The following is a 20,015-nucleotide window of genomic DNA, read 5'->3' as shown; positions in this document are numbered from 1 at the left end:
ACCTACCCTTTATTGACTTATCAAGCTCATTTCCTTATAATAATGACTAATCGGTCATTTGTCAATAATAGACCTTAGGAGCGATAGTATACAATGGTTAAACAACAGTTAATTATGGAAAAGGCTTTAGAACTTTTTGCGAAGCAAGGTTTTGAAGCTACATCTGTTCAGCAAATAACAGAACATTGCGGTATTTCCAAAGGTGCTTTCTACTTATCGTTCAAGTCAAAGGATGAATTAATTTTAGCGCTGATTGATCACTTTATGATTCAAGTCATCTCAGACATTGACTATACAGTCAAGAATACAAATAGTGATGAACTTTTATATGATTTTTATTTTGCAACATTTACTTCTTTTCATAAGCATGCTGACTTTGCCAAAATTCTTATTAAGGAACAAATGCATTCTTTTAATGAGGAACTCCTTTCAAAAATGCATTACTATGATAAGCTAAATGAGCAAGTTATCTTATCGATGATTGAACGATTGTACGGCGAAGAGATTCAACCGATAAAATATGATTTAATTTATTGTATAAAAGGCTTTATGAGCACCTATTCACAGTTATTTCTATTCTTTAATGTACCATTAGATCTGAACTTATTGGCTCAATCGCTTGTGGAAAAAACAAATTTACTCGCGAGGCATACGACTATTCCCTTCATTTCCGAAGACCTTATCAAAATGTTCAAGCAGCCTACGAACGAGGAAGTCACGAAGGAACAGATTATTGAACTCCTGGAACAAAAGATAGAGGAAATTGAGGAACTGGTTGAAAAAGAATCATTAATTTTACTCAAACAACATTTACTCGAACCGGATTTGAGTCCTGTTATTGTGAGAGGTTTACTAGAAAATATTCGGAACCACCCGCATTGCAAATGGATTTCTTATGTACTGCGGAGTTACTTTCATTTTTAAAAATTAAGAAAGGCAGAATGACGATAAAGCATTCTGCCTTTCCTAATCCTGTTTAACCCTTATCCTTAAAATAGACTTCTTCATAAGGCTGAATGACTACAAAACCCTCACCTTCAAACCTCATTTGAATCGATTCACCGCTTCCTCTTCCTAGGAAGGTTTTCAAACTGACATCTGTTTGAAACTCTGGCTGCAGATTCCCGGACCACGCTACCGTTGCATTTGGGTCGGTAATAATTGGTTTACCTGGAGTAACCTTTAATGTCAACGGTTCATAATGAGTGGTAATCGCAATCATCCCCGTCCCTTCACAACGAACATTAAATAATCCGCCTGCCATCATACCAGCAATCCGTTTCATCATTTTGATATTCCATTTAATAGCTGGTTCAAATGCAAGAAGGTCATTTCCGTTTACATAAATCGCTTCATTTTGCAGGTGAAGGATAGTAATTTTTTTACCTTCGTCTGCAAGGTATAATTTTCCCTTGCCATTGGCTTTCATTAATGAAGCACCTTCACCCGTTAGTGCCTTTTTAAATGCCGTTCCAAGCCCATGCTCCAAAATTCCTTCACGGACAAACTTCATTTGACCATGATAAGCAACCATTGACCCCGCTTTTGCCCACACCTGGCCGTCAAGATTTACCTCGAGCAGACGGGGTGTCTCCAATTCAAAAAAACCTTCACCCTTATCCACTTGCTCCGTTTTTTTAATAAACTCTTCAATGGAATATCTGTTCAATGAGACATCATCCTTTCTCCGATACTATTACTACGAATCATCAACATTTATGTTTCATATTTATTTTACAGTTTTTAAAATATTTGTAAGATTTTTTCATCAATTCCTTCTATACAAAAGACTCAATCCTGAGCTAGGATTGAGTCTGGTTGTTCAAAAGATTTAATTAGAATAATGAGTTCAGGCTTGCTAAGACAGTAAGCAGACCTACAATAATAACAAATACGTTGCTTAATTTCCCTTTGTATTTAGCTAATACAGGAACTTTACTAATCGCATACATTGGTAGTACACATAGTATAGCTGCAACCAGTGGACCGCTAAGAGAATCGATAAGTCCAAGAATACTTGGATTTGAATATGCAACATACCAGCATGTTAATACAACAAACACAAGGATAATTGACTTAATTGTTTTTTCTTGTACGTTTTTACCGCGTGCTTTAGCTGCACCAAGAATCATGTCGCGCATAACCTCATATGCTCCTACATAATGGCCTAAGAAAGACTTTGTAATCGCTACAAAGGCAATGATAGGTGCTGCAATAGCAATTAGCGGTGAATTAAGCTCATTTGCAAGATACGAAAGTATTGACAAGTTCTGTTCTTTTGCTGTTACTAAGTCATTTGGTGTCAAGCTCAAGACGCTGCTCCAAACAAAGAACATAACTACACCAAATGTCATTATATAAGTAACCTTTTGTATTTGAGCACTTTTGGCATCAACAGCATCTATTCCATATGTTTGCCTCTGTTTCATAACAAATGACGAGATAATCGGAGAATGATTAAACGAGAATACTATGATTGGTAAAATCAACACTATCATACTGAGATACCCAAATCCTGTTGTAGGAGCAGTGTCAACACTTGTAAAACTAAGCATAGACGTATTCCATTGTGGGATCAAAGATACTGCGATAAAAATTAGCGAAACGATAAAAGGATATACTAGCATACTCATTACTTTAACAGTAATATCTTGACCAAAATTTAGTATAGCTATAAGACCGAGTACTAATGCAAGTGATAAAATAGCTCTTGGCGGCTCATTCATGCCCAATTGATTCACCATGAAACTACTTGCAGTGTTTGTTAGTGCAACTGAATACATTAGCACGATAGTATAAATTGAAACGAAATATACTATGTTAAAAACTATACTCGCCTTATTTCCGAAATACTCTCTTATTACACCTGTAATTCCCTCATCGGCATTTTTGGCACCATATATCATTTTAGCAAGCGCTCTATGAGAGTAGTACATAACAGGTAATGCAAGTATAGTAATCAATAGTAATGAAAATAAACCGCCTGCTCCTGCATTAATAGGTAAGAAGAGTACGCCTGCTCCAATTGCTGTTCCAAAAAGGCTCAATGCCCAGGTGGTATCTTGTTTGTGCCATTTTTTCGGATCTGGTAAAGTTTGTTCTGAAATAGGACTTTGATAATCAAGCTGCCTAGCTGTATTTCCATGCATAGCTAATTCCTCCTAGTATACTGATCCATTATTTTAATTTTTTTTTATTTACAAAACACTTGTTGAAATCCATCTATCATTATATAAACTTATTATCTTTCTTTTCTCCGAAGATCTTGTTTTTAATAGCAATTCCAGTAGGAGTAGCTGCAATTCCACCTAAACCGGTCTCTCTTAATTCACGAGGCATTTGTTTTCCTACTCGATACATCGCTTCAATTGTTTCGTCAGCATTGATGACGTTGGTTACGCCTGCTAATGCAATGTCTGCTGCTACTAATGCATTGGCCGTTCCAACAGCATTTCTTTTTACACAGGGTATTTCTACTAAACCTGCAACTGGATCACAAACTAGTCCGAGTAAGTTTTGTAATGCGGTTGCGAATGCTTCAGAAGATTGCTGTGGAGTTCCTCCGGAAGCTTCTACTGCTGCTGCTGCGGCCATTGCCGAGGCACTGCCTACTTCAGCTTGACAACCTCCAAATGCTCCGGAAATACAAGCATTATTCGCTACTACCATTCCAAATAAAGCTGAAGTGAATAGAAAATGGACTGTTTCTTCATGACTTAACTGTAACGTATCTTTAATACTAAATAGTACTCCTGGAATCGTTCCACTCGCACCTGCTGTTGGAGTTGCACATATGACCCCCATCGCTGAGTTAACTTCATTAACACCGAAAGCGCTTTGTACCCCGAACATCATCCAATCCCCAGAAAGGGTTTTTCCGTTCTCGCGGTATTTTTTTATTTTCACAGCATCCCCTCCGGTTAAACCAGTTGGAGAAAATACTCCGTTGCCCTCAATACTTCTCTTTACGGCATTTTCCATAGTAACCAAGTTTTTTTCCATTTTACTCCAAATCTCTTCGTAAGAGGCTTTGGTTATCTCCATTTCCTGCTCGATCGCTAATTGATAAATTGGCTTTTGTCTATTATTCGCTGCATCTACGATTTCCTGTATGGACATGTACATATAATTTCACACCCCTTATCTAATTAAAGAATAATAATAGTAGCTGTATCGCTTAAAGTTCTCAATTCTCTTTGAACATCACTAGGTACTTGAGAATCTAAATCAAATTCATATAGGTATTTGCCGTCCTTTTCCATACTGTGAAAGTGGTTAATTTCCACATGATGTTGTTTAAAGAACCTGCGTAAGACAAATTCAAGGCCATCTTTTTCAGAAATCGCTATAATAACAGGTAATGGCCCCTGAAGATTTAAGCTAAACCCTTCAACTTCAATATGTTTGATTTCAATTAATCCACCACCAACTGAAATACCCATGGTTCTAATACTTCGATTTTCATCTTCTAGATAAACATCTGCAGTATTTGGGTGACCAGCAGGACTATCACCTGAATCTTCTATAAAGGTAATGTCAATCCCATAGGATTCTGCAATTTGAATAGCACTAGGCACTCTACTATCATCGGTAGCAAATCCTAATATACCAGCAATAATTGCAAAATCTGTTCCGTGTCCTTTATGGGTTTCGGCAAATGATTCATAATACTTTACAACAACTTTTTTTGGAAGACCTTGAAATAATTTATTAGCAACGGTTCCAATAGATAATGCACCTGCAGTATGCGAACTCGAGGGTCCTATCATAACCGGTCCAATCACATCAAAACAACTTTTAAAATTAACAACTTTTTTTTCTTTAATAGGAACTACGTTCATGTTCATATATGATTCCTCCTCATTGTGCCGTTCCAGTTACTGGAATTATCAATCTAAAATAGGTTGTAATTATCCAGTTATTATTCTTGCAATAACTTTTGTTCCAATAGTAGGGACCGGATTAGCTGCGATGATATCAGCTTGAGTAGAAGATTAATAGGAACAGAAACTGTAGTAGAAATTATTATTAAATTCATTTTCCGGTGTCATTCCAACTAAAGGAATAATAGAATCTTTCATGTAAGGGTTTTCAAAAGAAGCACTAATTGAACAATCGGATAAATTATTATTGCAATCAATACCATCAAAACAACGATTATTTTAATCTGAACCTTATCAAATATTTAGAATAATTTATTACAGTAATTATTTTTTATTACTGCATACATAAATTATCACATGTATGAACACGCTGTCAACGGAAATATAATAAATTATTTTTATAGAAATTTTTTATTATATTCATTGGATGTTCCCAAAATCTGTTATAATTTTAGTATTAAACTAAATATGTAATTCTGGTAATATGGAGGATACTTAATTGGATAATGAACTATTTCGACACTATCAAAATATAATGAATTACTTCGGGGAAATTTTGGGATCTAATTATGAATTTGTATTACATGTTTTAAATCCTAATGGAGGTTCTCATATCGGTCACATAGTCAACGGGGACTTAAGTGGAAGATCTTTAAATGGCCCATTAACTAACTATGCAAAAAAATTAATCAGCGAAAAGGTATATTTAAATAAGGAACATGTTGTAGCTTATGTTGGAGAAGGACCACGAGGTAAAAAATTTCGTTCATCAACTTTGTTTATAAAAGATCGTGAAGGTCAATTACAAGGTCTTTTATGTATAAATTTTGATGCGGATGCCTATAGGAAGGTCGCAAAGGATATATTAAAATTAGCCAATCTAAGCTTAGATATAGAGCATTTCGAAAAGGGAACTGATCAGGAACAACCTGTAGAAAAACTTACCGATAATATTCGTAATATCATTCATACAGTAATAGATAAAGATATATTGGAATCTGGTGCTCAGTTATCACCTGAACAAAAGAGACTTGCTATTTCAAAATTAAAAGAAAATGGAGTATTTGAAATTAAAGGGACAATAAATGAAGTGGCTGAAATAATGGGAATGTCGGAGTCAAGTGTTTATCGTTATCATCAAATGATATCACGCAACGAAAAGTATCTCACATCGAACCAGAACAATTGAACAATACTGTTTTGAGTAATCTATAAAACACAAGTGACAGACACATCATTTTGGATGGTGCCTGTCACTCATTTACCAATTCGCACTTTAGAAAGATACTTTATATTTCAATCAGTTTAATTACTTTAGCAGGATTACCGCCAACTACAACATTATCTGGTACATCTTTAGTAACTACTGCGCCTGATGCGATAACAACATTATCTCCTACCGTTACTCCTGGGTTTATAATTGCGCTTCCTCCAATCCATACATTGTTCCCAAATGTAATCGGCTTTGCATATTCTATACCTGAATTACGTTCAGTCGGATTAAGAGGATGTGTTGCTGTATAAATTTGTACTCCAGGTGCAAGCATACAGTTATCTCCAAAACGCACTTCACAAACATCTAAAATGGTGCAGTCGAAGTTTGCATAAAAGTTTTCTCCTACATGTGTGTTATAACCATAATCAAATCGTATATTGGGCTCTATATACAGTTTTTCTCCAGTTGACCCGAGTAATTCCTTTAATAATTTGGTCCTCTTTTCTCCTTCAGATTCTAAAGTTTGATTATATATCCTAACCTTCCGTCTCGCTTCATCCCGTTCCTTTAATAATACGGGGTCAGCAGGGTTATACATTTCTCCTGCTATCATTTTTTCTTTTTCAGTTTTCATATTATTACCTACTTTCTTATAAGGATAACATTTGAATAATTGTCTTCATTACAGAGTCTTCTTCTTAAATTACGTACATTTCCATTTACAGCTTTGAAGATTAAAACACAAAAAAGATAAGAAAAGTAAGTGATTGACACCAACATTTCCTATCTTTCATTATGACATTCTTTCCTCTATTTCTACATATTTCTACTTTGCTAAAAAATTAAGGATTCTCCTGGACGTTCCCATTCTTCTACTGTTTCATATGCTTTTTCAGGAGAATAACCTTTCCCAACAAGTACACCCAATAGAATAAATTCTTGAAGAATATGTGTCATATTTCTTACTCTTTTAACATCCTCTATTCCTCCTTTACCAAAAACTCTGTACCCATTCATCCGGGGTTCTGCCATAAACAACGGTATTTCCATTACCACGCCTATGACCTCCTTCTGCAGCCATAGCATCCTCTTTGGTAATATGAACAGTACCAAATGGATGATGAGGCGGAGCATATATCGAGTAAAGTTTTAAAGGAGTATTTCCTGTATTAATTACATTATGCCATGTTCCAGAAGGTACCATGATGGCCGAATCATCGGTGAGATTTCGTTCAAAGTTTAATTTATTTTTATTCTTACCCATTTTTACTATACCTTGACCTTGTTCAATCCGTAAGAATTGATCAGTATCTGGATGTATTTCTAATCCAATATCTTCACCAACATTAATGCTCATTAACGTCACTTGCAAATGTGGTCCCGTCCATAAAGCAGTTCGGTACGTATTATTTTGAATTGATGCTTCATTAATATTAACGGCAAATGGTCTTGGCCCATAATCTTTTAGCAAGGTAGTTCTATAACCTTTGGAAGTGCCTAAATAATTAAACCTGTTTACCTGCTCTTTCTCATTAGGATAAGGCAAATAAACAGGATGTGTTCCATAGTTATACGTAGGTACATTAACATAATAAGGATTCCGATATTGATTTTGATACCCATATGGGATATAGTACATTCTTATCAATCCTTCCATACTTTTCTAATTATCCTAGACAATTTCTCATAGAAAATTTCCTATTATTTATTAATAATTGAAAAACAGATATCCTCCCTATTTTTATCGGTTTTTTTAATTTTCTGATTAAATTACCCATTCTTCTCCTAAGTAAGATATGTTATTTTGATGAATTTGTATGGGCCTAACCCCATTATCTGATATTTTAAAATTTTGACAAAAAGGACTCTTTCTCCATATTGAAGGGGAATCAACGAACGAAGGGGGTTCCTGAATCGTGTAGGTATGAGCTTGAAAGAAAGCCTTACAATGAAAATACTAAATAAAATGAATAAACCAAATAACCAAGAACTGCTATTGATACATTTCTTGGTTATTTGTCTTTATTCAACTATAGGATGCATCTTTAGTACAATAAGCATTTACTACATTTCTTTACGGTTTTTGGAGTCAGCAGTTCCAAATAATATTCTATGACTATTATAGTGCTGCAGATCCACCATCAATCGAAATCACTGCTCCGTGAATATAGGATGCTTCATCACTTAGTAGAAATGCAACGACATTTCCTACTTCATGTGGCTGACCTAATCTACCCATTGGTACTGCTTCACCCATCGCTTTAATAGCTTCTGCTGGAAATGCTTTTACCATTGGGGTTTCGTTAGTACCTGGAGCAATCGCATTAATTCGAATATTATCTCTTCCATATTCTCCAGCAATCGTTTTTGTTAATCCAACAATTCCATGTTTTGTTGCTGAATAAGGTCCCAAGGTTGGCATTCCGACAATACCACCTAAAGATGCAGTATTAACAATGGAACCACCACCCGTTTTTAACATCTCATTAACAACATATTTCAAGCCATAAAAGGCACCTTTTAAATTTACAGCCACGATTGCGTCGAATTCTTCTTCTGAACAATCTAATGTGCGTACACCTGAACCAGAAATACCCGCATTATTGAAAAATAAATCTATTTTTCCAAAGTGTTCCACCGTTTGAGATACGTATCTTTTAACATCTTCTACCTTACTAACATCTGCCTCAACAAAAATTGCATCTGTGCCTAATTCTTTACAGAGTTTTACTGTTTCTTCACCTTGTTCATTTGATATATCTACAACACTAATATTTGCTCCCCTTTGAGCAAGTTTTATAGCGGTTTCTCTTCCGAATCCGCTTCCACCACCAGTAATTATTGCTGTTTTCCCTTGCATTTAAAACACTCCTCATAATAATGTGAATTTAATATGATAAACCTAACTATGTGAAATAATGAACAAACTTTATCTTAATTATAGTATAGCATCCTTCATTTAAGTGTGAAATATTTTCTACATTTATATAAATGCCTAAGCTAACATCGCAGAATAATAGAGTAGACATTAATCCTGTCGTCTATTTTCTCCAGTGAGGATTGGATATTGAAAGATGTAGAGAGCACGGTTGAGTCCATGTTGGACAAGGGATTGAGAGATATTGAATAAAGAAAAAAGCTGAACCCTAGTATTGGATTCAGCTTGAATTTGTATTAATTTTTGATCGGCAAAAACCGTTACAGAGATATAATATAGAAAAACTCTTTCGCCCTTCTTACTCAACCGTCACCGATTTAGCAAGGTTACGCGGTTTGTCGACGTCGCAATCACGGTGCAAAGCAGCGTAATAGGCAATTAATTGCATTGGTATGACAGAGATAAGCGGTGTTAATAAATCATGTACTTCTGGAATGACGAAACTGTCTTCGTCCATATTTAAGCCATTCATCGAAATGATGCATGGGTTTGCACCACGGGCAACCACTTCTTTAACATTACCGCGAATGCTTAGATTTACACTTTCCTGGGTGGCTAGTGCAATCACGGGAGTACCTTCTTCAATTAAGGCGATGGTGCCATGCTTTAATTCTCCTCCAGCAAAGCCTTCTGCTTGGATGTAAGAGATTTCCTTTAACTTTAAGGCACCTTCTAAACCAACATAGTAGTCAATCCCACGACCGATAAAGAAGGCATTCCGTGTAACCGCTAAAAATTCTCTTGAAATATGCTCGATTATTTCTTTAGAGTCACAAAGAACCTCCATAGCATTTGCAACAATCCCTAGTTCCTGCACTAGATCGAAATCGACAGAAATGTTGCGACTTTCGGCAACTACTTCAGCTAATATTGCTAAGACTGCCAACTGTGCTGTATACGCCTTTGTAGACGCTACGGCAATTTCAGGACCAGCAAACAATAGAAGTGTATAATCTGCTTCACGGGATAGTGTTGATCCAGGAGCATTAGTAATCGTTAATGTCCTATAGCCCATTTCCTTTACATTAACAAGTACCGCACGGCTGTCTGCCGTTTCTCCGCTTTGTGAAATGAAGATAAACAGCGGTTTTTCTGAAAGCAGTGGCATATTATAGCCAAATTCACTTGAAATATGAACTTCAACTGGAATCTTTGCCATCTTTTCAATAAACTGCTTACCTACAAGACCAGCATGGTAGGAAGTTCCTGCCGCAATAATATAGATACGATCCGACTCATTCATTGCAGAAATAATCTCTGAGTCAATGGCTAGTTTACCTTGCTCATTTTGGTACATCTGAATGATTTTACGCATCACTAACGGCTGCTCATCAATTTCCTTTAACATGTAATGCGGGTATGTCCCCTTTTCAATATCACTTGCATCAAGTTCTGCTGTATATGGCGCACGGTTAATTGTTTCACCATTAAGATTTTGAATTGTTACCTCATTCTTTGTAACAAGTACCATTTCTTTATCCATTAACTCTACATATTGATTTGTAACTTGGATCATTGCCATCGCATCACTGGCTACAACATTGAAACCATCACCTAAGCCCACAAGTAACGGGCTCTTATTCTTTGCTACATAAATGGTTTCGCTGTTCTGTTCGTCCAATAATGCTAAAGCGTAAGAACCGTGTAATAAGGTAAGTGTTTTACGGAAAGCCTCAATAACTTCCATGCCGTCCTGAACAAATAATTCAATCAACTGGACAATGACTTCCGTATCTGTTTCACTTACGAAATTTACGCCTGTTAAATATTCTCTTTTTAACAAATCGTAATTCTCAATCACGCCGTTATGAACGAGTGTAAAACGACCAGTGGCACTTTGATGTGGGTGGGAATTCATTTTACTTGGTACACCGTGTGTTGCCCAACGAGTATGTCCAATTCCGATATTGGTCATTACATCCTCATCAACAATTGCACGCAAATCGGCAATCCGGCCCTTTTCTTTAAAAACATGAACACCTTTTTCATTCATTACAGCAATACCAGCTGAGTCATACCCTCTATATTCAAGCTTTTCTAAGCCTTTTAGTAAAATTTCCTTCGTATCATTATTTCCAATATATCCAACGATTCCACACATTTTCTTATTCCTCCCTAATGGAGGAGGCAAGAATGCTTTGGAGGCAGACTTGCCCCCTTATCTCTGTTTTAGTAAGGTATCTGTCTATACCCTTTAAAAAACCTAATCTTAGTATGCGCAATTTCTTCTCTTTGTCCATCACGTTGCCACGATGTTTTAAAGAAGAACTTTCGGTTGTGCGTTCAACCGGGAGGCATCCGCCGAACATTCGATAAACCTCCTCCTCGTCAACTAACCACTCAGTTAGTTCAGGCGCTTTAATATTCTATTTTCTCTCTCTATCCTCCTTCCAAAATATTAACAGCTTTACATAAGCAAAGCAAATTAATATTAACTGATTGTCTAACATTCGTCAACAACTTTCAGACATGTGACAACCTGGTTAATAACTCCACTCTAATACCTTTCATACATAATAAAATATGCATAAAGGACTTGTTTCGTTCCCTTATGCATATGATTATAAGCGGCTATTCTTTTAATTCCATTTCTGCTTTTACTATTGTAACAATTCTATCTACATAGGTTTCACAAAGCTCTTCTGTAGGTGCCTCTGCCATTACACGGACAAGTGGTTCTGTTCCAGATGGTCGAACGAGTATACGTCCATTCCCAGCCATTTCAGCCTCCACCTGCTCGATAATCTCTTTTACCTTCAAATTATCGGTTACATGGTGTTTATCAGTAACTCTAACGTTCACAAGCTTTTGTGGGAATTTTATCATGTCTGATGCAAGTTCTGACAAGGTTTTCTTAGTTGCCTTCATTATATTAACTAATTGCAATCCGGTTAAAAGACCATCACCCGTTGTATTATAATCTAAGAAGATGATATGGCCTGATTGCTCTCCACCAAGGTTAAAACCATTTTTTTTCATTTCTTCCACAACGTAGCGGTCACCAACTGCCGTAGGTACACTATTAATCCCATGTCCTTCCAGACCTTTGTAGAATCCAAGATTACTCATCACTGTAGAAACAATTGTACTATGCTTGAGACGGCCCTGTTCTTTCATATACTTTCCGCAAATGTACATAATTTGGTCGCCATCCACAATATTTCCTTTTTCATCAATAGCAATTAATCGATCTCCATCACCATCGAATGAAAGACCTACATCTGCACCTTTGTCTTTAACCATAGCAGCAAGAGCTTCCGGATGGGTCGAACCAACACCAGCATTAATATTTATTCCATTAGGTGAAGCTCCCATTATTGAAATATCTGCGTCTAAATCTGCAAACAAATGTGTAGCAAGTGATGAAGTGGCTCCATGTGCACAATCTAGAGCTATATGGATGCCTGAAAAATCTTCATCCACAGAGTTTTTCAAGTATTGAAGGTATTTTTGGCCGCCCTCAAAATAATCCATCACTTGACCAAGTTCCGCTCCAACTGGACGCGGCAATTGATCATCAGGTCTATCGATTAGCCCTTCAATTTCTAACTCCTGGTCATCCGATAACTTAAAGCCATCTGGTCCAAAAAACTTAATCCCATTATCAGCAACAGGGTTATGAGAAGCAGAAATCATTACACCTGCTTGAGCCCCGAGCGCCTTCGTCAAATAAGAAACCCCTGGAGTCGAAATGACGCCCAATCGCATAACCTCTGCACCAATTGAGAGTAGTCCTGCAACAAGTGCACCTTCTAGCATATGCCCAGATACACGTGTATCACGTCCGATGAGAACTTTAGGCCTGTCCTTATCCTTTGTTAATACAAACCCGCCAAAACGACCTAATTTAAAGGCTAATTCAGGAGTTAATTCACTATTTGCCACTCCACGGACGCCGTCAGTTCCAAAATATTTTCCCATTATAAAAATCGCTCCTTATCAAGTAAACTACTGTGTTTTATTGGTTGTCTTCTTTTAATGTTATTTTTGCCGATGATTTATCTGGTTTCCAGTTCACATCTGAAGGACCTTCTACATGAATATTTACATCATGATTTCCTTCGGTAAGTCCTGAGAGGTCTATAAATATCATAAAATCATCTGGTGTTAGTCCAGCTATTTTTGCACTTTGTCCAGTAACAAGCAAATCAATCAATTGATCTCCAGGGTCAGTGACTACTGCCTCATATAGTTCGGATAACCCCCGAATATTTAAGGGGATACCAGAAACCGTTACCTCTCCTTGTTTTGTAACATTGACCGTAGCTTTTACCAATTCTGGGGTAACCTTCTTGATTCCATTTGCGATAATTACCGGCAAACTTAGGGTAATATTATCAGTTATTTTACTCACATCAACCTCAACCAAGACATTTTCAATTTCCTTTAAAATCTCGTCATTTCCAGAAATCGTTGCTTCATCAATATCTAGTTTAATCGATTCTATCGTTATTCCCGTAGGTGGCGTTCCTTTTTTAATGATTTCAATGGGAACTTTTTTACTTTGTGCCTTGACAGGAATCGTAACTTTGACCGTTTCAGGTTCAATATCTACACTTAATTTATTTAATTCTCTATCCAAAACTTGTATTTGTGCCACTTGGGTAAAGGTTTGATTGATTCCCCCTTTACTTTCAATTGCTGCCTTTACATACATAATTTTTTCAACAATATCCTTGGCACCTGTTATTTTTACTTTTTTTGGATCCAGAGTTGGATCACCTGCTGCATATCCTTCTTCAAGTAAAGCGGTGTTAAATTCAGCCTCTACACTAAATTCCTTTGTAACTTTTTCTTGTATTGAAATATTGGCAGACTCTGGATCGATTGTTGCATCTAACCTATCTGAAAGCTCCCTAATTTCAAAATTCACCTTTTGCTTCCCAATTTTCGCATTGGTCAAATTAACAAAAACCTCAAAGTTTCTTAATGCCTTTACCGACTGAACAAGGGTTTGCTGCCCTTTAATCGTCACTTCAACCGTATCGGGAATCCCAGAAACCACTAAGTTTTCAGTGTCATAATAAACTTTGACAGGAATATCAGAAATCACTGCTGTTGAATTTTCACCAGGTACGTTAACTTCTCTTGACTCACTTCCTGAGTTTGGAATAGAAAAATATAGAAGTATAGCTAGCAGTAAGGCCAGGATTTTTATAAACCAAGCATTATCCATTAATTTATCCATTACTTTTCCCCCTCCAGTTCCAACGCGTTGAGGAAGCCTGCTTAACTTTGTTATTTATCAGCAATTCTGCAGAAAGTAGCTCTTTAAACCCATCTAATGTTAGATTTCGATGCAATTCTCCATTTTTGGTAAGAGAGATATTACCCGTCTCTTCGGAAACAATGACCGTAATACTATCTGTTACCTCGCTTACTCCTAAGGCTGCCCTGTGCCTGGTTCCAAGCTCCTTAGAAATGAACGGACTTTCTGATAACGGTAAATAACAAGCAGCTGCAGCCACATTGTTTTTTTGAAGGATAACAGCCCCATCATGAAGGGGAGTATTCGGTATAAAAATATTGATGAGCAATTCGGAAGAGATATTTGCGTTTAAACTAATACCAGTTTCTATGTAATCACTCATCCCCGTTTCCCTTTCAATTGAGATTAGGGCGCCGATTCTTCGTTTCGCCATATAGTCCGTTGCTTTAGCTATCGCTTCTATGGTCTTCTCTTGATCATCATCATCCGGACTACTGCTTCTAGTAAAAAACTTTCCTCTTCCTAATTGTTCTAAGGCCCTACGCAATTCTGGTTGAAAAATAATGATAATAGCCAGGAACCCGTAGGTTATGACTTGATGCATCATCCAACTTAACGTTTGCAACCCGAAGAATTCACTGAGAACTCGAATAAGAAGGATAACAAAAATACCCTTTAATAATTGAACCGCCTTTGTACCTCTGATAACATTTATTAATTTGTATATGACAAACCACACAAGGAGAATATCAACTATCGTGGCTAAATACTTCCATAATGTAAAATCTTCAAACGGCATTGTTATTCCTCCGTATTTTCGCTAAAATCCTAAAGAATAATATAACCAGTACATTATATCATAAAGGAACTTCTACTTATTATATGTAATATAATAGATATCATTTTTAAAAAAAAGAAATCACCGCTACGAGTGACTTCTTTATTCTTTGTCTTTCGTTTGGAAGATATCAACTACCTCATGAGTAGTCTTTTTCATATGATACCATAACCAATCGAAAACCTCATTAACTTCTTCAATTTGACCTGTTACATTCCCGGCGGAAGCCAAGTACTGCTCACCATTTATTACTGTTACATCTCCTTGTACTTCCCCTTCGATTTGTAGCTTTCCATTTCGAACAACGACATCTCCCTTTACTACCTCACCAGCTGGAACAATTACAGTATCATTTTGTACAACCAGGTTCTCTTGTTTGGAAACTGAAAATTCACCTTCTTGGTCCCAAGAAGAAAAAATACTTCCCGTCATTAAAACTAGAAATAGTGATGCGGCTGCAATGAGTGGATGATTTCGCATCCATCTTTGAACACCCACCTTCTTTTTTTCTTTCGGGAGCATAGCCATAACATTTTCTGCAAAATTTGCAGGAGCTTGAATCCTCGATGTACCTTTTACGACAGCTATAGTCCTTTTAAATTCGTTAAATAAAAGCTCACAGTCTTTGCAACTTTTGAGGTGCTCTCTTAGAGTGAGTTCGTCTTTTGGGTCAATTTCCTCGTCTAAATAGTCATGCATTAGCTGAATAATTTCTTCTGGACACTTCAACGTGTTTCACCTCTTATCACACATAACTTAATTGTTTCCTCAGAGCCTCACGACCGCGATGGATTCGTGTCTTTACAGTCCCTAACGGCATATCGAGAATTTCGCTAATTTCATTTAATGACAGCTCTTCTATATACTTTAATACGATAACAGATCTGTATTTTTCGGGTAGTTTTAAAATTTCTTTTTGAACCGTTTCTTGCAATTCTAAACTTTCTACTTCATTTTCAGGTAAAGGTGAACTTGATGGCAATTGTGAATACATTGTTAAACCGTCGGTTCCCGAAACTTCAGCATCTAAATAATAATCAGGCTTTTTTTTCCGAATTCTATCTATACATAAATTGGTAGCTATTCGAAAAAGCCAAGTGGAGAATTTCATTTCTTGATTAAATGAATTAATATTAACATATGCACGGATAAAAGCCTCCTGTGCAATATCCTCCGCCTCATGCCGATTTCCAAGCATTCGGTAACCAAGCTGATAAATACTGTTCTTATATATTTCAACAATCTCACCAAATGCATCCTGATCGCCTTTGATTACTTGTTTAATTCTTTTTTTTATAATAGCTTCCATCTATCTTCCTCAGCTCCAATATGGCTATACATTCTTACGAATCAATAGCAAAAAAAGTTTCATCCTTAACCGAAAAACTTCTCAATACCTTTAATATTAACAAAATTTTACTAAATTGATATAAAAGTGAGCAAAGATTTAATTAAAATTTACATTGGGGGAACAAAAGGCGGTAGCTCCCATTTTGTGGAGCTGGATTCAGATATCTATTTCAAAGTTTTCAACACTAAATTATTTTACAATTTCCTTAATGGCCAAAAATAAAAACAGCTTCTTGAGGAAGCTGCTGTTTTCTGTTTTATAATAATTTTTCTCCAAATAATGATCCCATTAATTCAACAGCAACTTTTGCTGTCTTATTCTTATCATCTAATATAGGATTTACTTCTACAAATTCAGCAGATGTTATCATCCCTGCTTCTTCAAGCATTTCCATTGCTAGATGGCTTTCACGGTAGCTAATCCCGCCCATTACAGGAGTTCCCACACCAGGGGCATCAACTGGATCTAACCCGTCTAAATCTAAAGATAAGTGGACCCCATCCGTTTTATCTTTAAGATAAAGGATCGTCTCTTCCATTACCTTTGCCATTCCCAGGCGGTCAATCTCATGCATCGTATAAACTTTCAAACCTTTTTCTTTAATTAATACCTTCTCCCCTTCATCAAGTGACCTTGCTCCAATGATGACAACATTCTCCGGCTTAACTTTAGGTGAGTATCCTGCAATATCCGTTAATAAATGATGGCCTAAGCCTATACTCGCCGCTAAGGGCATGCCGTGGATATTACCCGAAGGTGAAGTTTCAGCAGTATTCAAATCTCCGTGTGCATCATACCAAATAACTCCAAGATTATTATAATGTTTAGAAACTCCAGCTAGTGTTCCTATTGCTATACTGTGATCACCGCCTAGAATGAGCGGAAATGAGCCTGATTGGATGACTTCATCTACTTTTTCAGCAAGCAAGGTGCTCTTTTCAGCTACTAAATCCAAATTACGTAAGTTAGATTCCTTATCAACAGCCACCTCAGGTCTTCCAATTGGAATATCACCTAGGTCGTGGATTTCATCAAATAGCGGTTTTAAGCGTTCATTAATTCCAGCGTAACGGATGGCACTTGGACCCATATCAACCCCGCGCCTCATTTGCCCTAGATCCATTGGCATTCCGATAATAGAAATCTTTCTCATCCCTTTTCCCCCTAGCCCCTTATTAGCTCTATTTTAACCGCTTACATCCCTATGACTCAACTCAACAAAATTATGTATATATATACACTCCTCAGACATATTTCGTGAATTCCACGGCTATCAGATTCGAACCTAAGGCAACTTCGGCCAGGTTTAGTGAATTAAACACGTTTTGTCCTCAATACTCCTTATTAAAGACATTTCACTTGCTCTTTAAACACGTTTTGTCCTCAATACTCCTTATTAAAGACATTTCACTTGCTTCTTGAACACGTTTTGTCCTCAATACTCCTTATTAAAGACATTTCACTTGCTCTTTAAACACGTTTTGTCCTCAATACTCCTTATTAAAGACATTTCACTTGCTTCTTGAACACGTTTTGTCCTCAATACTCCTTATTAAAGACATTTCACTTGCTCCTTGAACACGTTTTGTCCTCAATACTCCTTATTAAAGACATTTCGCATACTCTTTAAATCGAAATCTGGTCCGAACACGAGTCGACTTCTATAAAAACAGTAATTCAATCTTTCAAAAACTGCATTTTATATGAAAACAACCTAAAAAAAGACTAGAGGGAAGAATCCCTCTAGTCTTTTTACAATTATTAATGAGCCATGAAGGATTCGAACCTTCGACCCTCTGATTAAAAGTCAGATGCTCTACCAACTGAGCTAATGGCTCTTTTTTGGCTGGGCTAGCTGGATTTGAACCAACGCATGTCGCAGTCAAAGTGCGATGCCTTACCGCTTGGCTATAGCCCAATATTTTATATACGAATTAGTATGTCCGCTTTTTTAATAAATATGAATGGTGGAGGGGGACGGATTCGAACCGCCGAACCCGGAGGGAGCGGATTTACAGTCCGCCGCGTTTAGCCACTTCGCTACCCCTCCACAATATAAATGCTTAAAATCCCTTCAGGAATTTCTCGCGTGCTCCGAAGATATAACTCTAAAAGTAAGAAGCATGGTGCCGGCGAGAGGACTTGAACCCCCAACCTACTGATTACAAGTCAGTTGCTCTACCAATTGAGCTACCCCGGCAAAAAATGAAGATTATTTTCACCTTGTGAAAAAATTATGGTGGAGGATGACGGGCTCGAACCGCCGACCCTCTGCTTGTAAGGCAGATGCTCTCCCAGCTGAGCTAATCCTCCACATATTATGAAAGTTTTTTCGTATTACGAAATAAACTTTGGTGACCCCTACGGGATTCGAACCCGTGTTACCTCCGTGAAAGGGAGGTGTCTTAACCACTTGACCAAGGGGCCAATATAATTTGAAAATAGGTAAGCTCCCAAGCGGATTCGAACCGCTGACCTCTTCCTTACCATGGAAGTGCTCTACCTGCTGAGCTATGGAAGCATAGCTGGTTTTCAAAAAAACAAAATGGCTCCGCAGGTAGGACTCGAACCTACGACCGATCGGTTAACAGCCGATAGCTCTACCACTGAGCTACTGCGGAATAATTAATAATTTGTTCCTAATCATTAACATGTTCTTGTGTCCCCGCCTCAGTATGTAACGCAAGAAGCATCTCGGCGTGTACAACTCGCTGCTTATTCATGATGCTTTGCTCGTCTCTACCACTGAGCTACTGCGGAACAATATAACAGCCTGGCAACGTCCTACTCTCACAGGGGCGCCTGCCCCAACTACCATCGGCGCTGAGAAGCTTAACTTCCGTGTTCGGTATGGGAACGGGTGTGACCTTCTCGCCATAATTACCAGACTATTTATAAGACATAATTTATTATAATGTCTTTTTAAGATTTTGCAAGAGGAAATTTCAAAAATTCTCATTCCCTCAAAACTAGATAATGCTTGAAGAAGAAAGTAAAACAAGTTCGCCTTTTAAATATGGTTAAGTCCTCGAACGATTAGTATCAGTCAGCTCCACACGTCACCGTGCTTCCACCTCTGACCTATCAACCTGATCATCTTTCAGGGTTCTTACTAGCTTGACGCTATGGGAAATCTCATCTTGAGGGGGGCTTCATGCTTAGATGCTTTCAGCACTTATCCCGTCCGCACATAGCTACCCAGCGATGCCTTTGGCAAGACAACTGGTACACCAGCGGTGCGTCCATCCCGGTCCTCTCGTACTAAGGACAGCTCCTCTCAAATTTCCTGCGCCCACGACGGATAGGGACCGAACTGTCTCACGACGTTCTGAACCCAGCTCGCGTACCGCTTTAATGGGCGAACAGCCCAACCCTTGGGACCGACTACAGCCCCAGGATGCGATGAGCCGACATCGAGGTGCCAAACCTCCCCGTCGATGTGGACTCTTGGGGGAGATAAGCCTGTTATCCCCGGGGTAGCTTTTATCCGTTGAGCGATGGCCCTTCCATGCGGAACCACCGGATCACTAAGCCCGACTTTCGTCCCTGCTCGACTTGTAGGTCTCGCAGTCAAGCTCCC

17 protein-coding genes, 8 tRNA genes and 2 rRNA genes (1 of these 27 running past the window's edge) are annotated in these 20,015 nt (G+C 37.7%); 2 read left to right on the top strand and 25 right to left on the bottom strand.

From position 1 onward, the window contains the following. Positions 1 to 93 precede the first annotated feature (93 nt). Entirely contained in the window at positions 94 to 924 is an 831-nt protein-coding gene (locus NSS81_RS13240; RefSeq protein ID WP_342429190.1) for a TetR/AcrR family transcriptional regulator, read from the top strand. A gap of 52 nt (positions 925 to 976) precedes the next feature. On the opposite strand, the gene NSS81_RS13235 is transcribed toward NSS81_RS13240, so the two are convergent. From NSS81_RS13235 to sdaAB, 4 genes are all read right to left on the bottom strand, one after another. Next, positions 977 to 1,669 carry an AIM24 family protein gene (locus tag NSS81_RS13235; protein ID WP_342429189.1) on the bottom strand — a complete coding sequence of 231 codons (693 nt, stop codon included), beginning with the start codon at positions 1,667 to 1,669 and terminating at the stop codon, positions 977 to 979. A gap of 166 nt (positions 1,670 to 1,835) precedes the next feature. Further along, positions 1,836 to 3,149: an aromatic amino acid transport family protein gene (locus tag NSS81_RS13230; RefSeq protein WP_342429188.1), complete on the bottom strand. Its 1,314-nt coding sequence runs from the start codon at positions 3,147 to 3,149 to the stop codon at positions 1,836 to 1,838. A gap of 79 nt (positions 3,150 to 3,228) precedes the next feature. After that, positions 3,229 to 4,125, bottom strand: coding sequence for an L-serine ammonia-lyase, iron-sulfur-dependent, subunit alpha (gene sdaAA, locus NSS81_RS13225; protein ID WP_342429187.1), 897 nt, complete (start codon positions 4,123 to 4,125; stop codon positions 3,229 to 3,231). Positions 4,126 to 4,148: 23 nt separating this feature from the next. After that, positions 4,149 to 4,847, bottom strand: a complete 699-nt coding sequence (sdaAB, locus tag NSS81_RS13220; RefSeq protein ID WP_342429186.1) for an L-serine ammonia-lyase, iron-sulfur-dependent subunit beta — start codon at positions 4,845 to 4,847, stop codon at positions 4,149 to 4,151. Positions 4,848 to 5,382: 535 nt separating this feature from the next. On the opposite strand from sdaAB, the gene NSS81_RS13215 reads away from it, so the two are divergent. Then, the gene (locus NSS81_RS13215) at positions 5,383 to 6,072 is read left to right on the top strand and encodes a PAS domain-containing protein (RefSeq protein WP_342429185.1); all 690 of its coding nucleotides are present in this window, start codon (positions 5,383 to 5,385) and stop codon (positions 6,070 to 6,072) included. A gap of 100 nt (positions 6,073 to 6,172) precedes the next feature. On the opposite strand, the gene NSS81_RS13210 is transcribed toward NSS81_RS13215, so the two are convergent. From NSS81_RS13210 to NSS81_RS13110, 21 genes are all read right to left on the bottom strand, one after another. Then, the gene (locus NSS81_RS13210) at positions 6,173 to 6,733 is read right to left on the bottom strand and encodes a sugar O-acetyltransferase (RefSeq protein WP_342429184.1); all 561 of its coding nucleotides are present in this window, start codon (positions 6,731 to 6,733) and stop codon (positions 6,173 to 6,175) included. 200 nt (positions 6,734 to 6,933) lie between these two features. Beyond that, a complete protein-coding gene (locus tag NSS81_RS13205; protein WP_342429183.1) occupies positions 6,934 to 7,056 on the bottom strand; it encodes a hypothetical protein in 123 nt (40 codons plus the stop codon). Positions 7,057 to 7,090: 34 nt separating this feature from the next. After that, positions 7,091 to 7,738, bottom strand: a complete 648-nt coding sequence (locus tag NSS81_RS13200) for a cupin domain-containing protein (RefSeq protein WP_342429182.1) — start codon at positions 7,736 to 7,738, stop codon at positions 7,091 to 7,093. A 480-nt stretch (positions 7,739 to 8,218) separates the two neighbouring features. Beyond that, a complete protein-coding gene (locus NSS81_RS13195) occupies positions 8,219 to 8,959 on the bottom strand; it encodes an SDR family NAD(P)-dependent oxidoreductase (protein WP_342429181.1) in 741 nt (246 codons plus the stop codon). Between the two features lie 376 nt (positions 8,960 to 9,335). After that, on the bottom strand, positions 9,336 to 11,138 hold the full coding sequence (gene glmS / locus NSS81_RS13190) for a glutamine--fructose-6-phosphate transaminase (isomerizing) (protein ID WP_342429180.1): 1,803 nt from the start codon (positions 11,136 to 11,138) through the stop codon (positions 9,336 to 9,338). Positions 11,139 to 11,608: 470 nt separating this feature from the next. Further along, complete coding sequence (gene glmM / locus NSS81_RS13185) at positions 11,609 to 12,958, bottom strand: phosphoglucosamine mutase (RefSeq protein WP_342429179.1); 1,350 nt, start codon at positions 12,956 to 12,958, stop codon at positions 11,609 to 11,611. Between the two features lie 37 nt (positions 12,959 to 12,995). Continuing rightward, the gene (locus NSS81_RS13180) at positions 12,996 to 14,225 is read right to left on the bottom strand and encodes a CdaR family protein (RefSeq protein ID WP_342429178.1); all 1,230 of its coding nucleotides are present in this window, start codon (positions 14,223 to 14,225) and stop codon (positions 12,996 to 12,998) included. Beyond that, a complete protein-coding gene (gene cdaA / locus NSS81_RS13175; protein WP_342429177.1) occupies positions 14,218 to 15,045 on the bottom strand; it encodes a diadenylate cyclase CdaA in 828 nt (275 codons plus the stop codon). Before cdaA ends, NSS81_RS13180 begins: the two co-directional genes overlap by 8 nt. Positions 15,046 to 15,186: 141 nt before the next feature. After that, positions 15,187 to 15,813, bottom strand: a complete 627-nt coding sequence (locus NSS81_RS13170) for an anti-sigma factor (RefSeq protein ID WP_342429176.1) — start codon at positions 15,811 to 15,813, stop codon at positions 15,187 to 15,189. A gap of 16 nt (positions 15,814 to 15,829) precedes the next feature. Further along, positions 15,830 to 16,393 (bottom strand): RNA polymerase sigma factor SigW, encoded by a 564-nt coding sequence (gene sigW, locus NSS81_RS13165; RefSeq protein ID WP_342429175.1) that lies wholly within the window; start codon positions 16,391 to 16,393, stop codon positions 15,830 to 15,832. 298 nt (positions 16,394 to 16,691) lie between these two features. Further along, positions 16,692 to 17,588 carry an arginase gene (gene rocF / locus NSS81_RS13160; RefSeq protein ID WP_342429174.1) on the bottom strand — a complete coding sequence of 299 codons (897 nt, stop codon included), beginning with the start codon at positions 17,586 to 17,588 and terminating at the stop codon, positions 16,692 to 16,694. A 612-nt stretch (positions 17,589 to 18,200) separates the two neighbouring features. After that, positions 18,201 to 18,273: transfer RNA gene (locus NSS81_RS13155), tRNA-Lys, on the bottom strand. A gap of 5 nt (positions 18,274 to 18,278) precedes the next feature. Continuing rightward, positions 18,279 to 18,353 (bottom strand) — tRNA-Gln (locus NSS81_RS13150). 47 nt (positions 18,354 to 18,400) lie between these two features. Continuing rightward, positions 18,401 to 18,485 (bottom strand) — tRNA-Tyr (locus NSS81_RS13145). Between the two features lie 74 nt (positions 18,486 to 18,559). Continuing rightward, positions 18,560 to 18,635, bottom strand: a tRNA-Thr gene (locus tag NSS81_RS13140). Between the two features lie 37 nt (positions 18,636 to 18,672). Continuing rightward, a tRNA-Val gene (locus NSS81_RS13135) sits at positions 18,673 to 18,748 on the bottom strand. Between the two features lie 39 nt (positions 18,749 to 18,787). Then, a tRNA-Glu gene (locus NSS81_RS13130) sits at positions 18,788 to 18,862 on the bottom strand. Between the two features lie 21 nt (positions 18,863 to 18,883). Then, positions 18,884 to 18,956, bottom strand: a tRNA-Thr gene (locus NSS81_RS13125). Positions 18,957 to 18,981: 25 nt separating this feature from the next. Further along, positions 18,982 to 19,056 (bottom strand) — tRNA-Asn (locus tag NSS81_RS13120). A 150-nt stretch (positions 19,057 to 19,206) separates the two neighbouring features. Continuing rightward, a 5S ribosomal RNA gene (gene rrf / locus NSS81_RS13115) occupies positions 19,207 to 19,323 on the bottom strand. Between the two features lie 128 nt (positions 19,324 to 19,451). Further along, a 23S ribosomal RNA gene (locus tag NSS81_RS13110) occupies positions 19,452 to 20,015 on the bottom strand (it continues 2,374 nt past the right edge of the window).

It is taken from the genome of Neobacillus sp. FSL H8-0543, from assembly GCF_038592905.1.
Lineage (GTDB): Bacteria > Bacillota > Bacilli > Bacillales > Cytobacillaceae > Neobacillus.
Note: the sequence above shows the minus strand (reverse complement) of the source record. Positions and strands in the feature narration are given on the sequence as shown.